This is a genomic window from Flavobacterium plurextorum (assembly GCF_002217395.1).
In the GTDB taxonomy this organism is placed as follows: domain Bacteria; phylum Bacteroidota; class Bacteroidia; order Flavobacteriales; family Flavobacteriaceae; genus Flavobacterium; species Flavobacterium plurextorum.
Window position 1 is genome coordinate 32930 of sequence record NZ_MUHD01000035.1, and the last position, 16788, is coordinate 49717.

The 16788-nt window shown below is 34.2% G+C and carries 12 protein-coding genes; 3 read left to right on the top strand and 9 right to left on the bottom strand.

Translation table 11 applies throughout. The features are described from left to right. The first annotated feature begins 2 nt into the window (after positions 1-2). Both uxuA and B0A81_RS18305 read left to right on the top strand, forming a co-directional pair. Positions 3-1187, top strand: a complete 1185-nt coding sequence (uxuA, locus tag B0A81_RS18300; protein WP_089059336.1) for a mannonate dehydratase — start codon at positions 3-5, stop codon at positions 1185-1187. 129 nt (positions 1188-1316) lie between these two features. Next, the gene (locus B0A81_RS18305) at positions 1317-1880 is read left to right on the top strand and encodes a DUF2911 domain-containing protein (RefSeq protein ID WP_089059337.1); all 564 of its coding nucleotides are present in this window, start codon (positions 1317-1319) and stop codon (positions 1878-1880) included. 71 nt (positions 1881-1951) lie between these two features. On the opposite strand, the gene B0A81_RS18310 is transcribed toward B0A81_RS18305, so the two are convergent. Next, positions 1952-2437 carry a copper resistance protein NlpE gene (locus tag B0A81_RS18310; RefSeq protein ID WP_089059338.1) on the bottom strand — a complete coding sequence of 162 codons (486 nt, stop codon included), beginning with the start codon at positions 2435-2437 and terminating at the stop codon, positions 1952-1954. Between the two features lie 194 nt (positions 2438-2631). On the opposite strand from B0A81_RS18310, the gene B0A81_RS18315 reads away from it, so the two are divergent. Further along, the gene (locus tag B0A81_RS18315; protein WP_089059339.1) at positions 2632-2964 is read left to right on the top strand and encodes a YegP family protein; all 333 of its coding nucleotides are present in this window, start codon (positions 2632-2634) and stop codon (positions 2962-2964) included. Positions 2965-3015: 51 nt separating this feature from the next. On the opposite strand, the gene B0A81_RS18320 is transcribed toward B0A81_RS18315, so the two are convergent. The 8 genes from B0A81_RS18320 to B0A81_RS18355 all read right to left on the bottom strand — a co-directional run bounded on the left by B0A81_RS18320 (position 3016) and on the right by B0A81_RS18355 (position 16783). Then, on the bottom strand, positions 3016-4269 hold the full coding sequence (locus B0A81_RS18320) for a gliding motility-associated C-terminal domain-containing protein (protein ID WP_165768090.1): 1254 nt from the start codon (positions 4267-4269) through the stop codon (positions 3016-3018). Positions 4270-4271: 2 nt separating this feature from the next. Further along, entirely contained in the window at positions 4272-7922 is a 3651-nt protein-coding gene (locus B0A81_RS18325; protein WP_089059341.1) for a beta strand repeat-containing protein, read from the bottom strand. 416 nt (positions 7923-8338) lie between these two features. Then, a complete protein-coding gene (locus tag B0A81_RS18330) occupies positions 8339-8926 on the bottom strand; it encodes a LutC/YkgG family protein (protein WP_089059342.1) in 588 nt (195 codons plus the stop codon). After that, on the bottom strand, positions 8916-10319 hold the full coding sequence (locus B0A81_RS18335) for a lactate utilization protein B (protein ID WP_089059343.1): 1404 nt from the start codon (positions 10317-10319) through the stop codon (positions 8916-8918). The genes B0A81_RS18330 and B0A81_RS18335 overlap by 11 nt, the downstream gene beginning before the upstream one ends. A gap of 195 nt (positions 10320-10514) precedes the next feature. Then, positions 10515-11255 (bottom strand): (Fe-S)-binding protein, encoded by a 741-nt coding sequence (locus tag B0A81_RS18340; protein ID WP_089059344.1) that lies wholly within the window; start codon positions 11253-11255, stop codon positions 10515-10517. A gap of 243 nt (positions 11256-11498) precedes the next feature. Beyond that, the gene (locus tag B0A81_RS18345) at positions 11499-12860 is read right to left on the bottom strand and encodes an FGGY-family carbohydrate kinase (RefSeq protein WP_089059345.1); all 1362 of its coding nucleotides are present in this window, start codon (positions 12858-12860) and stop codon (positions 11499-11501) included. A gap of 36 nt (positions 12861-12896) precedes the next feature. After that, the gene (locus tag B0A81_RS18350) at positions 12897-14171 is read right to left on the bottom strand and encodes a TIM barrel protein (RefSeq protein WP_089059346.1); all 1275 of its coding nucleotides are present in this window, start codon (positions 14169-14171) and stop codon (positions 12897-12899) included. 470 nt (positions 14172-14641) lie between these two features. Next, complete coding sequence (locus B0A81_RS18355; RefSeq protein WP_089059347.1) at positions 14642-16783, bottom strand: bifunctional aldolase/short-chain dehydrogenase; 2142 nt, start codon at positions 16781-16783, stop codon at positions 14642-14644. Between the last annotated feature and the right edge of the window lie 5 nt (positions 16784-16788).

The following is a 16788-nucleotide window of genomic DNA, read 5'->3' on the forward strand; positions in this document are numbered from 1 at the left end:
AAATGGAACAAACATTAAGATGGTTCGGACCAAATGATCCTGTTTCTTTGCAAGATATTGCACAAACTGGAGCAACCGGAATTGTAACTGCTTTACATCATATTCCGAACGGAGAGGTTTGGAGCATTGACGAAATCAACAAACGAAAAGCTGCAATTGAATACCAAGACGGCGATCCTAAAAAAGGCGCTTCAGGGTTAACTTGGTCAGTTGTAGAAAGTATACCAGTACATGAAGACATTAAAAAACAAACTGGAAATTATCTTCAATACATTGAAAACTATAAAGAAAGCATTCTCAATCTGGCTTCATGCGGTATTCAATGTGTCTGCTATAATTTCATGCCGGTTTTAGACTGGTCGAGAACTGATTTATCTTATACGGTTGAAGACGGCTCGAAAGCACTTCGCTTTGACATTAATGCTTTTGCTGCTTTTGAATTGTTTATTTTGAAAAGACCTGGTGCCGAAAAGGAATATTCACCAGAGCAGACTCAAAAAGCAAAAAGTTATTTTGAAGCCATGACTGATGAGGATAAGGTAAAATTACAGCGAAATATTCTTGCTGGACTTCCAGGTGCAGAAGAAGCTTATACTGTTGAGGATTTTTTAATTACATTAAGTGCTTATAATCATATTGACAGACAGGCTTTAAAAGACAATTTGTTTTACTTTTTAAAGCAGATTATTCCAGTTGCAGAGAGTAAAGGTGTTTTGATGGCCATTCATCCTGATGATCCTCCTTACCCAATTTTAGGCTTGCCAAGAGTGGTAAGTACTGAGGAGGATTTGATAGAATTAATGAATGCCGCGCCTTCAAAATCAAACGGATTTACGATGTGCACCGGTTCATACGGCGTTAGGGCTGATAATGATTTACCTGGAATTGTAAGACGTCATGGAGATAAAATGAATTTTATTCACCTAAGAAGTACACAAAGGGATGAAGAAGGCAGCTTTTATGAAGCGAATCATCTTGAGGGTGATGTAGATATGTACGAAGTGGTAAAAGCAATTATAGAGGTTGAAAAAAGAAACAACAGCAAACTGCCAATGCGTCCAGATCACGGACATCAAATGCTGGATGATTTAAAGAAAAAAACAAATCCAGGATATTCTGCAATTGGTCGCTTACGTGGTTTAGCTGAATTAAGAGGGCTTGAAATGGGAATTAAAAAATCGCTTTAAAATTTTTCAATGTCGTTTTAGACTAAATTTAAGAGTCATTACCAATTCATTAACAAAAAACTAATTGTATTGATGTGATTTTTATTGACTATTAACTTACTTTGTACTTATTCTAAAAATTGTAATCCTATGAAAAAATTAAGTTTGCTTGCAGTTACTTTATTTGCTGCATTTACAGTTCAAGCACAGGAAGTTGTAAAATTTGCTCCACTGGATGCAAGTCCTGTAGATATTTCTTATTTTCCTAACAAAGCTGTTAAATTCAAAAAAACTGATAATCCAGCTCCCGTTGTTAAAGTTATCTATGCAAGACCGTCTGTAAAAGGACGCACTATTTTTGGTGATTTGATAAAATATGGAGAAGTTTGGAGAGTTGGTGCTAATGAAAATACAGAAGTCAAATTTTACAAACCTGTAACTATTGGCGGTAAAAATGTTCCTGCAGGAACTTACAGTTTATTTGCAATTCCTGAAAAAGACAAATGGACAATTATTATCAACAAGGAACTTGATTTATGGGGCGCTTATGCTTATGATGAAAGCAAAGATGTTGTTAGAGTTTCTGTTCCTGTAAAGCCAGTTTCTACTGTAATCGAAGCTTTATCAATTGCTTTTACATCACAAGGTACTACAGCAAATTTGGTAATTGGATGGGATAAAACAACAGTCGAACTGCCTATTACAATTAAATAATTAAGCATTTTACATATATAAAAAAAGAGACTTTAAAAAAGTCTCTTTTTTTATAAATAGTAATCAAACTATTATTTTTTCAATGTTAAAGCATAATTCAGCTCTGACTTGATTATTTTTTTCTCTCGATCTAACATATATATTTTTTGAGGATCTGCGCTGTAATAACCGTAATAAATCTGGTTCTCTGCAGGTTTATCCCAATTCAATATATAAATTGTCCCATTTGGATCGTTTTCTAAACCTCTTTCGGTATTAAAAGTTCCTTTTTCTATAAACTCCTTTTCAGGTGATTTTCCTTTGTATACGGTAAACAATTCAAACTTATGGCTTTCCATAGTGCCATCGCCTTGATAAATTTTTAGAACAGTTTCTATACCGCTGCAATCTGCGCATGGTAATAATCCTTCATAAACATCAACTTTAGCAGCAGTGCTTTTTTCGGCACTTACGGTTGTTGAATCTTTTACAGCAGTTTCTACTGTATCTTCTTTCTTTTTAGAATTGCAAGATGAAATCAGCGTTGCAATTACTAATACAATACATAGTTTTCTCATAATAATTATAGCTAATATTTAATTCAAATATAAAGAAATCTCTTATGACATTATTCAAAACCACTAAATTGTAAAGAAAATATTCCGTTATAATTATCCTATTAATTATTTTTTCTGACACTAACAATTGTATAACTAAGTTTTGTATTTTTATAGAAAGCAAAATATTATAGTTAACTTAAATAAAAAACTAAATGGGAAAATTTGTAATTACTAAAAGAACCAATGGTGAATTTCAATTTAATTTGAAAGCTGGTAACGGCCAGACAATTTTAACAAGTGAAGGCTATACAACAAAAGCGGCCTGCACAAACGGAATCGAATCTGTAAAAACAAACTCACAAGATGATGGTCGTTATGACAGAAAAGAATCCAGCAATGGAAAACCGTATTTTAATCTTAAAGCCAGCAATGGACAGATAATTGGTTCAAGTGAAATGTATGAAAGTGTAGCGGCAAGAGAAAACGGAATTGAGTCTGTAAAGAAAAATGCTCCAGATGCAACTACTGACGATCAAACGGCTTAGATAAATCATATATTGAAAATAAAAACGAGGCTTAAGGCCTCGTTTTCTGTTCTATTTATTATTATTAATAAATAGATACCCTGATCTCTTGAGTGTTTCCTCTCCTTTTTTGTATTCTAAAATATAAAAATAAGTTCCTGCCGGCAGCCCCTCATCTTTCTTTATGGTGTCACGTCCTTCTGAAAATCCAAAAAACATATTGTCCTTTTCATTGTACGCTTTTGCATCGTACACCTTTACTCCCCAGCGATTATAAATTTGAACTCTGTTATCAGGAAATTTATCAATTCCTTTAATTAAAAAACTATCATTTATACCATCTCCGTTGGGCGAAACTGCATTATAAATTATAATTTCATCAGATGGAGGAGCCGGATTGTCTTTTTTGACCATAGCAATTGTAAAAACACCATAACCAGTTACTTGTGCCGTTATTAATTTTGTAAAATCTGCTCCAGTAAGAAGATCAGTAGTTATACCTTCTTCATTAATCCACTTAGCTGATGCTGTATCCCATCTTACAATCGCCAATTCTGTTTCATTACTTTCCAAAAAGAAAGCATTTGGTGTAGTATTCTTGTCTAATGTTAGACTTAAAACTACCTTATCTGATCCTCCTTCTTGAATTAAGTTCCAGTATTCGACCTGATCTATTGTTATGATCTTTTCTTCTTTACTTGTATAAGGATAAATGCTGCCTATACTTTCAAAGAAATATTCTGTTGTATAAATGTTATTTACATTTGAGGTTCCATCATTTACTGAAGGTCTGTAATAAATGTCATCACCTATTGGAAATTCAAATTTTACAGAACCTTTCTTTTCTACTCTCCCATCTACAAAACTCAAATTACTGGTATCTGAATGAGATGCATTTTCATTAAAAACCATTTTTCCTATATCATTAGCGGCGTCGACAATTCCGTTTTTAAATACTGCCATTTTATTAATAACAATCGTAGATGCTAATCGAAAAGGTTCTTTACTGGAAGTATTATTAAACTCGATATTTTGAAAATAAGGTGCTGAAGTTCCTTCAATAAACTGTACATTATTGCCTAGAAAAAGAGTTTTTCCATCGCTTAAATCAGTATAAGTAAATAGTCCGTCGTTTTTAAAATTAGAATAGACATAAAAATTTCCATCATTTAAAATATCACCACTTGCTTTATTATCAAAATCTACGACAGTAGAAAGCTGCGTATTGGATAAAACTGACAATTCGCCCGTGTTTACAGTTTGCGCAAACAACTTTTCAATGCAGAAAATTGTAATTATACACCATTTCAAATGTTTCGTTTTCATCTTCATTGCTTATTAGATGATATTTGTGCCAATAATTTTTCCAGATGCTCTAAACGCAAATCCATTTCAGCCGATTTCTGCTTAAGATTTTGAATTTCTTTATCCTTTGCTTGCAATTCTTTCTGCTGTTCAATAACATGAAGATACAACTCTTCTACTTTTTCTAAAACTTGAACAGATAATTTTGTAACGTTAAAAATATAATCTCCCTTTTCATTTCTTGACAACTCAGCAATTCCTGTAACTCCAGGCAGATGTTTATTTTCATTCACAAACTCTTCGATTTCCTTTAACGATTTAAAAGAATATTTTTCAGTATTGGACTTCGTTTTATTAAAATAACTTTCAAACACATAATCAGGATAAGTGGTCGTAGTAGTTTTAATGGAACCATTTACTGCAAGCCAAGTACCGGGATCTGCAGTTCCTCCAAACATATCTGTAGTACCTATTCCGACTTTACCCATTTGATATATCGCATCAGTATTTGAAATGGCTTTATTTGTCGTAGACTGTATCTGCCAAGGTTCTAAAGTTATTAAAGAAGGGCTTTTTATCTTTAAAATACCCGATCCATCCGCAACTACGACATTATCTGTTGTCGAAACACTTGTCAACAAGCCCTCAATACGTACTGGATCATCTGTACCAATAGTTCTTGGTGAAACATGTAATGTATTACTAGGTGTATCTATATTAATACCAATCTTTGCATCTTTAGCCGAAGATCCTAATTTATTAATATCTGTTCCAAAAATTGCATTACCTATGTTTAATTGATTACTTGCTACAGCTGAAGGGAGTCCAATTGTATTACCTATGACAATATTTTGGCTTCCAGTTGTTAAAGTATATCCAGCCTGATAACCCAATACCGTATTACCAGTACCACTAGTTAAAATACCCAGAGCGGTATTTCCAACAGCTACATTTTGATTTCCTGAGGTATTCACTAAAAGTGAACCTACTCCCATAGCAATATTATAATTACCTGTATTTACTTCGAGTGCTCTATATCCTACTGCAACATTTCCTGTTCCACTTGCTGAACTCGTTAATGTATTATGTCCAAATGCCGTATTATTTGTACCTACAGAATTTGATAACGCTCGAAGTCCAAATGCTGTTGTACCAGTTTGAGATAACATTCCAGCCTTTACATTATTGATTCTAAACATTAAAGGCTGGCCATCTGTAGTACCTAAAAAATTTAAAGAAGAATCAGTTGCTCCATTACCTGAAAGTCTCCAGAAGCTTGGAGTATTTGGTGCAATTATTTTAAGTACACCAGTAGAAGTGGCTACAACAAAATTATCTGTTGCGGCTCCTGTCTGCAAGCCTTCGGCACGAATAGGATCAGCTGTACTGCTTATGTGTAATGTATTACTTGGTATAGTATTACCTATTCCAACTTTTACTGAATTTGCTGCAGTACCTCCTAAAACAATAGTATTACTTGCGCCCACTTTTGCATTATAACCTATTGCCGTTGCATTAGTCACATTAAGACCAGATGTTGTAAGATCTGCCGTAGATCCTATAAAGCTATTATTCGTTCCTGTTGTATTATTCACTCCTGCACTACTTCCAACTGCAACATTAAAAGAAGCTGCGTTGTTTTGAAGTGCTCCCGTTCCAAGTGCTGTATTCGACTGACCAACTACATTATTTTGAAGTGTGAGATAACCAAGAGCCACGTTGTTAAAACCTGATACAGTACGTTGAAGCGCAAAAGTTCCAATTGCTGTATTGGCATTTGTTGTATTTGCTGCCAAAGCATTATCCCCTATCCCAATATTCCCATAAGCTGCATTTGATAGAGCCGCTCCTGCAAATCCTGAATTAACTCCGAAATAAACAGATGACGTACCAATTCCTCCTGTTTGATATCCCAGCCAACCTGCATGATCGTTCCCTACTCTAAAATTTAATCCAACACGATCTATAGTACCTATATAATTGCCCCCGCTCAATGTAGTTGCTGTAGTGCCAGAATTTCCTGTTGTGCGCCAGTTATTCATTACAGACGATGGCAGTGTTTTTAAAACTCCAGATGCATCAGCAACTATCAAATTATCTGTTCCTGAAACACTTGACTGCAAACCTGAAATGGCTAATGTGTTAACTGCATCAGTCGTAATAGTTGTCCCTTTGATTAAACTTCCACCTAACTGTACATTGCCATTGGTCGAATTTAAACCATTATTTACGGAGATTAAAACTGAAACTGCTGGTGTTGTTGCAACGCCATTTACCGTTGAAACTAGATTTCCATTTGCAGCCGTCAAAGTGTTACTATTAACTATGTTTACTGCTGTTCCAGTTACACTGTTTACAGTAGTACTCAAAGAATTTACAGAACTGGTATTAGAAACAGTAGTTCCTGCGGCAATTGCAGGAGTCAAATCTAAAGCTGCGCTCGAAACACCATTTACCGTTGTAGTTAAACTTGTTCCTGATAATGATGATGCATTTGTATTTATAATTGGTGCGCCCGCACTTGTAATTCCGTTAACGGTAACTGTCGATGTATTTATATCTGATGCATTCGAAACACCGCTCACAGCAGCTGATGTTGAAGCAACGCCGTTTACATTAGATGTCAATGTATTTCCAGACAAACTTAGATTATTTGTTGTTCCTGCTGAAAGTACAGGAGCCAAATCTAAAGCTGTACTCGAAACACCATTTACTGTTGTAGTTAAACTTGTTCCTATTAATGCTGTTTCATTTGTATTTATAATTGGAGCACCCGCACTCGTAATTCCGTTAACGGTAATTGTCGATGTATTTATATCTGATGCATTCGAAACACCGCTCACAGCAGCTGATGTTGAAGCAACACCGTTTACATTAGAAGTCAATGTATTTCCAGACAAACTTAAATTATTTGTTGTTCCCGCTGAAAGTACTGGAGCCAAATCTAAAGCTGTACTCAAAACACCATTTACCGTTGTCGTTAAACTGGTTCCTGATAATGCTGTTTCATTTGTATTGACAATTGGAGCGCCCACACTTGTAATTCCGTCTACAGTTATAGTTGAAGTATTCCCAGTTGAAGCATTTGAAACCGTAATTGTTCTCGCAATAGCCGACGGATTTAACATCGCTCCGCCATCAGTTCCAACTATTAGTAAATTATTTGCGTTTGTACTCACTACTTGAGATGTTGATGCTGCTCCAGCTTCATTAATATATGTAATTGCTCCCGTTCCTAAATTTTGAGTCTGTGTTGTAATCGTTTCATTTGCTTTTACTATCGCACTAAAATCAATGGGCTGTAAATTTCCAGAAGGATCAACATAAGAAAACGTTGTTGTAGTAGAGTTATAAATTACAGTTCCTGGAGCTGTCGAAGTTTCACTGTCAATTACAATTCGGTTCCATTTATTATTATACCAATAGTAATATCCTGGCTTTATGTCGGCAATTAATGCCGTATTAAATACCAATAAACTATTTACATTACCATTGACTATTGTCGAAGCATCTGTAGAATTTACTAAACTCACACGTGGAATTAATACTCCGCGATTTGATGCAACAATTTCCAACTGAGAAGAAGAATTGGGCATTGGCGTTCCAATACCAACTTGAGAATTGGCAGCAAAACCACCAAAAAATAAAACTATAAAAAGAAGATGTTTTTTCATACAAATCAAATTATCGTTATTAAACCACTTTAAAAATGTAAATACACAAACAAAAAACACAAGTAGTCATGTAAAGCATGCTACATAAGTTAATTACTTACAACCAATACTAAATACTATAAATAGTACTTTCGGTTTTAAAAAAAAATGTGAAGAATCACCAATCTAAAAAATATTTAAAATTTTAATGGCGGATAATGAAATTTAATATGATACGGACATAAAAGAAGATATTCATTATTAAGAATATGTAAATATATATAAAAATATTCACAAAACATTCAACATCAACCACTTAATAAAATAAACATATAATTTTACTTACAACTGCTTATTCCTATTTTTAGATTCGGCTCTTGTTTAAAACAAAAAAAAAGAGGGCTTATAAGCCCTCTTTCTATTATAAAATCTTTCTCTTAATCTAATAAAAAAACAATCAGTCCTCTTGCACCATGTGCTCCTAAAACCAATGATTGTTCAATATCTGCCGTTTTAGATGGTCCCGCAATAAAAGTTCCAAAACCATATTCCTGATTACCAATTCTGTCATAAGCCTGCTGCATAGTTCGGATAATATCTTTTTTATGAACGATAATTGCTAAATACTGTGCAATAAAAGGAGAAACACGCTGTCCTAAAATATCATCCGTAACCCAAAGTCCGCTGTTTTCTGCAACTCCAAAATGTGCTTTTACAACTGTTAATTCAACATCATGAAGCAAATGCGGATCAACAGCTGTCCAATCTAAAGAAGCTATTTCAGACAGCTCTGGCAATGTTGTAATTACTCTCTTTTTAAGATTGTAATTTGCTTTTATATAATCGATTATCTCTTCATAACTAGATACTTTAACAGGATCACCTCCAATTCCTTTCAAAACCGTTTTATAGGTTTCTAGTGTATCAAAATCTTCGGAACCTAAAAGACTTAAATCTGGCAGTTCTGTAACCAAATCAGGCTGATTTAGTTTTATTCTGTTTAAAATTTCGGCTTTACTGCTCATTGTCTTTTGCTTTAGATTCTCTCGAATTTTTCTTGTACCATTCTCTAAAAGATTCCTCAGGAACGTCTGGCATTTCGCGCTGATCGTACCATTTATTCATTTTATTATTAACCATTGCCGGAATATTTTTCATCACAAATCTTCCTGATTTTCCCGCAATGTTAAAAATTGTTGGATTTGCCAATACTGTTGCCATAGTTTTCATTGCAATTGTTTTAGCTTTTGGCGTATAACCGTCTTTTACCAAAACCTGACGCCATTTATACAATTGATCATGAATATCAATTTTTACTGGACAAACGTTAGTACAAGAACCACAAAGTGTGCTTGCAAAAGGCAGATCGGCATTTTTGCTCATGTCTAAATTGGGCGCTAAAATAGAGCCAATTGGTCCTGCTACTGCATTGTGATAACTGTGTCCGCCACTTCGTCTGTAAACCGGGCAGGTATTCATACAAGCACCACAACGAATGCACTTTAGAGAATTTCTAAAATCTTCGCGTCCTAATTGTTTACTTCTTCCGTTGTCGACAATTACAATATGAAGTTCTTTTCCGTCTCTTGGTTTCTTAAAATGGCTTGAAAAAGTTGTTATAGGCTGTCCTGTTGCACTTCTTGCCAATAATCTTAGAAAAACGCCTAAATGCTTGCGTTGTGGAATCAGTTTTTCAAATCCCATACAAGCAATATGAACATCGGCTAAATGTGCGCCCATATCAGCATTACCTTCGTTGGTACAAACGACAAATTCACCTGTTTCGGCTACGGCAAAATTCACTCCAGTTAAAGCTACTTTTCTAGTCAAAAAAGTATTTCTTAAACTATGACGTGCTGATTCAGTTAAATACTGTGGATCAAAATTACCTTTTTCTGTTCCCAAATGTTCGTGAAAAGTTTCACTTACATCTTCTTTCTTTAAGTGAATGGCAGGTAAAACAATATGACTTGGCGGTTCTTTACGAAGCTGCACAATATATTCTCCTAAATCTGAATCGATAACTTCTATGCCTCTTTCGGCTAAATAATCATTCAAATGACATTCTTCTGTAAGCATAGATTTTGATTTCACCATTTGCTTTACGTCATGTTTTGCCATGATCGAATGTACAATTTCATTGTGTTCTTTTGCATCAGCAGCCCAATGTACAATGATTCCGTTTCTTTGGGCATTAGCCTCAAATTCTACTAAATAATCGTGAATATTCGAAAGCACATTAGCTTTGATGCTTGAAGCCGTTTCACGTAATAATTCCCAATCATCAATTTGATGCGCCGATTTATCACGTTTCGCACGAACAAACCACAGTGTTTCATCATGCCAATTGACACGCTCCACATCTTTGTTGAATTTTGCTGCAGCTTCGCTGTGCTGTATTATTTTTTCTGAAGACATTTTTTGTAAGTTGAGTATTTCACCATTAAGATATTAAGTTAAATAAGTGAAACTTTATGAACTTAAATACTTAAGGATAAAAGAAAATTAAGCTTCAATTTTAAGTGATTTCTTTATTTTAACATTACGTCAAAGTTTGATGAACTTAATATCTTAATGCTAAAAAAAAGAAATTTATTTTTCTCTTAAATTTAATTAGTTTTCAAGTGAATTTAAGATTTCAGCAATATGAATGGTTTTGATTCTGCTTTTTTGTCTTTTCAAAATTCCATCTAAATGCATTAAACAAGACATATCTCCTCCCGTAATATAATCGACATTATGACTTTCGTGATCTTTAATTCGGTCTTGTCCCATTTTTACAGAAACGGCTTCTTCGGTAACACAAAATGTACCTCCAAAACCGCAGCATTCATCTTTTCTGGTTAAAGCAACTAAATCAAGTCCTTCAATATTGTGAAGTAATTGTTCTGGTTTGGAAAAAAATGGCGCATTTAATTCTGACATCTGCGAAAGCTTCAAACCACGTTGTCCGTGGCAGCTTACGTGCATTCCTACTTTAAAAGGAAAACGTCCGTCGATATGATCAATTTTTAAAATATCAGTTATAAATTCTGTTAATTCAAAAACCTTATTTCTTATTTCTGTCGCTGCAATCTCTAATTGATCATCATGCAAATGTTCTTTTACATGCAAAACACAACTTCCTGAAGGGCAGACAATATAATCGAATCCTGAAAAATTGGCTATAAAATTAGCATCACAGCCTTTTGTTAAGTGTGCATAACCGCTGTTTGCCATTGGCTGTCCGCAGCAGGTTTGTCCCATCGGAAAATGAACTTCACATCCTAATTTCTGTAAAAGTTCGTATGTCGCAATACCCACTTTTGGATAAAACTGATCAACATAACACGGTATAAATAGCCCGATTTTCATTTTCTATTATTTTTATTTTTAACATTCTAGATGTTATATTTTTCTCGCAGATTTGACAGATTGAACAAATATTTAAAAATTAAATCTGAATGAATCTACTTGCTGTTTGTCATTTTGATCCCGAAGTCTCGGGAGAGAAATCTTCGTAAGTAACTCCAGAGCTAAAAGCATCAATCTTTGTCAAAATGACAAGATTATTAAGATTTCTTATAAACCAATCAGACTTTTTAATTTTTAATTATTTCAATGCTTATAAAACTTCAAATCAATCAAGTCATTCTGAATTGGTTTAGGATTCCAGTTTTGATGAATTGCCAATGCTGCTCCCAAAGCGCTTGCCTGCGCCATCGATGCGGCATAAACTTCAACATCAGGAAAAGCTTCGGCTAATAAATTCATATAAATTGAATTTTTACTGAAACCTCCATCAACAAAAATTTTCTTTACAGGACTGTTATGAATGACTAAGTTAGTTGAAAATACTTGTTGTTCTACCAAATCCAACATCAATTGATGGTAAGCGATTTCATAGCTTTTAAATGTTGAAAGATCTCTTTCTTGAAAAGGACATTCTTTCAGTATATCAAAATTATACTTTTTAGGATAAATAATCTGAAAATTTAAGGCTCTTAAATTAGATACAATATTTTTATCAAAATAAACCTCTTTGTATGTATCAACGGGAACTTTAAAATGTTCTGCTAATCTCTTAGTTTGTATTTCGTGTTCGTTTCCTGCAAAAAGTCTTGCCGCTTTTACAGGTTTTTCTGTGTATTGCAAATAACACAAACAATCATTCTGTAATTCTTCGAAAGTTAATTGTTTATTATTGAATGGATTCAAGGAAATACTCCACGTTCCTGTTGACAATAAAACAAAAGGTTCTGTAAAATTTATGGTATAAGGAATTATAGCTGATGAACTATCGTGAAGTCCAGCACCTACTGACAAACCATCTTTTGTTTTTATAACGTCTTTTCCAGAATAAAACTCTGGAATTTTAGATGAAATGCCTTCATTTTTCAACCATTTATGGTATTTCATTTTTTTGAAATTCCAAAGATTGGTATGACAACCCACGCTTGTAATATCAGCGTAAGCTTCATTGGTTAAAAGAAAACTCAAAAATTGCGGAAGGTGCAAGCAATATTCGACCTTTTCAAATAATTCTGGTCTTTCTTCTTTTAAACGGTAAATCTGCATTCCCGAATTTAAGCTTCCTAAAACCGGAGAAGCTGTTTTTACAGCAAATCGTTCTTTACCTTTATATTTATGATAGAAATCGTTTTTTAAATCCTCTGGATAATCTTTTAGATAATTATACAGAGGAGTTAAAACTTTTCCTTCTTTATCAATGTAGACAAAACTAGCACCGTAGGTACTAAAATTAATGGCTTTTAATACATAATTGGTTAAAGCTTTTATTTCTTCCAAGCGTTCAAAAATCCAGTTTTTAAGCACTTCTATATTCTCGCAGGGAAATCCATCTTCGTCGACTGTTTCGTCTAGATTAACAGATTTTTCCCAAACAATTCTATAGTTTTCATCAAATAAGAATACTTTTTTGTTTGTTTTACCAATATCAAAAATTGCAACTACATTCATTTTTTTAATTGTAAATTGTTAATTACCAATTATAAATTATAAGCCTGTAGCTAATGTTTTTAATCCTCTTTCTCCAATAAGATTTTTTCTAACAGAAAGACTTCTGTACAATTCAACTGGATTTAAAGCGGCACCAGAACGGAAACGAGCCTCAGCAACTAACGCGCGAACGTCTGTACGGAAAGCATTTTGAAGAATTTCCTGTGCTTTTACTACATCATTTTCCTGTTGTGCTTTTTCTAATGCTTTTCTGTCTACAGAAAGTGCTTGTGCATAAGCAATCATAATAGCTTCTACAGACTGCAATAAATCTTCTAATGGATCTTTGATGTTGTGCGATGCGTCGATCATCCAGCCAAGATCTTTTGCATGATTCATTCCTCTTGCATCCATTCCTTCAACCAATTCATTGAAAATCAAAAATAACTGATATGGTTTTAAAGCTCCTGCTGTTAAATCGTCGTCACCGTATTTTGAATCGTTGAAGTGAAATCCGCCCAGTTTGTTTTCCATTAATAATAAAGAAACAATCTGCTCGATGTTTGCATTTGGTAAATGATGTCCTAAATCGACTAATGTCTGCGCTTTATCGCCTAACTTTTTAACATACGAATAAGACTGTCCCCAATCAGCTACTGTCGTTGAATAAAAGTTAGGCTCAGCACATTTATATTCTAAAAATAATTTCCAGTTCGAAGGCAATGCATCGTAGATTTCTTCTAAACTTTCTAATGTATTTTGATACGCTTTACGAAAGTTCAACTGTCCTGGAAAATTAGATCCATCAGCAAGCCAAACTGTTAATGACTCAGATCCTAATTCGATTCCGTGTTTAATAACTTCAATATTGTGTGCAATCGCCTGTTTGCGAACTGCTTTATTTACGTTTTGTAACGAACCGTATTTATAAGTATGTTCTGAATCTGCCTGATCTTGAAATGTATTCGAGTTCATGGCATCAAACTTTAAATTGTGCTGCGCTGCAAGTGCTTTTATTGCTTTATAATCTTGTGGAATATCCCACGGAATATGCAGAGAAATAGCTCCTGAAGCATTATTTAATTTATGAAGCAAACCAACATCTTCGATTTTTTCTTCGATTGAACGCGGTTCTCCTCCACCTGCAAAACGTCCAAATCTTGTTCCTCCAGTTCCTAAAGCCCAAGATGGAATTGCAATTTGAAAATCGATTAGTTTTTGAATAATCGCCTCAGTATTATCAATTTCTGACGCTGTAAAAACCAGTTTATTTTGGTGTTTTTTTAATAATTCCTCGTTATGAGATTCAATATTGTTTGATCCGATTATCATAATACTTTATATTTTAATAGAGTGTAACAAGATATGCAATTTTATTTTATATGTGTATTTTTAACACATAAATTCTAAGCCACTAAATGGCTGACTAAAAAACATTTTTATTTATTTTAATAATAAGATTTTAGACGCAGATTAGACAGATTCGCTATCGCGAAAATGCTGATCTACGCAGATTTTTTTTTAATTCATTCATTATGAAAAATCAGTTTTTTTTCTGCGTCTTCACGATAGCGAATCCGTTTTATCAACGTTCTATTCTTCTTTTTCTATGCATTTAAAAACCTTTTGCATAATAATTTATATGATCTAAACTCTGCGTTTAACTTTACTATTTTATGCTGTTTAGTCTGCACAGTAAAAGTCTTTTATATCTAAAAAAATCTAACGCCCGAAAAATCGAACGTTAGACCACAAAAAACCACTTTTGCTTAAACAAACTTATAAAAAAACCTAAACAATCTTTATCTATAAAAGCCCATTGCAACGCCGCCGTCTACGTTTAAAGCATTCCCTGTTGATTTACCAAGTAAACCTCCAACAAAAGCAAAACAAGCATTTGCAATATCATCTGGCAATATGATTTCGTTTAATAACGTACGTTTTGCATAATAAGCCGGAAGTTCTTCAACTGTAATTCCGTATGCTTTCGCACGACCTTCTGCCCATCCGCCAGACCAAATATTTGAATCTGAGATTACAGCATCAGGATTTACTGTGTTTACACGAATTTTATCAGCTCCTAATTCAGCAGCCATTAAACGTGTTAAATGTGCTTGTGCTGCTTTGGCAGAGCCATATCCAGGATTATTTGGACCCGCAACAACAGCATTTTTAGAAACAATATTCACAATATCACCTCCAAAACCTTGTTTGCGCATTACTTCAATTCCGGCTTTAGAAACAATAAATTGTCCTTTTACCAAGATATCATATAATCTATCCCATTCTTCAAGAGTGTGTTCTGCAATAGATTTTGAAATACTGATTCCTGCATTGTTTACAATAATATCTACACCACCAAAAGCTAAAGAAGCTTGATCTAAAGCTAATTCTGTACTAGATTCATCTGTTACATTAAGTAATGTACTCGCAACTGCATCTTTTCCAAAAGCTTTAATAAACTCAGCTGTTGCACCTTCTAAACGCTCTTGATTGATATCATTGATTACCACGCAAGCACCTTCTTGAGCAAATTTCTTAGCAATAGCCTTACCAATTCCGCCCGCAGAACCTGTAATAACAGCTACTCTTCCAGACAATGCTTTTGGTTTTGGCATACGCTGTAATTTTGCTTCTTCTAATAACCAATATTCAATATCAAAAGCTTCTTGGTGCGGTAATGAAGTATATTCTGAAACAGCTTCTGCACCTTTCATTACATTTACTGCATTCACATAATATTCTGATGCCAAACGTGCCATCGTTTTATCTTTTGCAAAAGTGAACATACCAACTCCTGGATATAAAATCACAACTGGATTTGGGTCACGCATTGCAGGAGAATTTGATTTCTTGCAGGCATTATAATAGTCTTTGTACATAGCACGGTAAGCCTCAAAAGCCGGAGCTAGTTTTGCTTTAACCGCATTTACATCTGATAAATCTTCGTTTGGATCTAATTCTAAAACTAACGGACTGATTTTAGTTCTTAAAAAGTGATCTGGGCAAGAAGTTCCTAATGGAGCTAATTTTGAAAGATCATTTGAATTAATGAATTCCAAAACTCTTGCGTCATCTGTATAATGACCAATCATTTGACGCTCTGATGAACAGAAACCTCTTAAAATTGGAGCAACTTTTGCAGCTTTCAATTTACGATCAGCTTCTGGAAGGCTATCAATTTTCTGACCTCCAAAAACGGGACGTTTTTTGCCGTAATTGTTTTCAAGATATTCAGCACATTTTTCAATTACTTCCAATGTGTTGATGTAACTTTCGTATGCAGTATCACCCCAAGTAAATAAACCGTGAGAACCTAACATGATTCCTCTTAGTTTTTTACCTTTCTTTTCAGCTTCTTCTAAACAACTTCTTAATTGAAGTCCTAAATCGAAGCCCGGACGCTGCCATCCTACCCAGCCAATTTCTCCGTTAAACAATTCTTCTGTAATTTTTGCTCCGTCTTTTGCTGCTGCGATTGCAATTGCCGCATCTGGATGTAAGTGATCGATGTGTTTGAATGGTAAAAAACCATGCAAAGGTGTGTCGATAGACGGCGCTTTTGAAGCTAAGTCGAAAATACAGTGATTGAACAATTCTACCATTTCATCTTCAAACTCAATTCCTCTGTACACATTTTCAAGATTGCGAAGTCTGTCTAAATATAACGCTGCACAACCTGATTTTGTTAAAGTTCCAATATCTCCTCCAGAACCTTTAATCCACATAACTTCAGAGCTTGCTCCAGTTAATGGATCTTTATCCGTAATTTTTACAGAAGTATTTCCTCCTCCGTAGTTTGTCAATCTTAAATCGGCTCCTAATAAATTAGAGCGATAAATGAAAAGCGCTACTTCATCACCAGCTAGTTCTTGAGCTTTTGCCTCATCCCAAAGATAGCTAACATGCTTAAAATTCATATTTTTTGTATTTGTATTTGACATTGTTA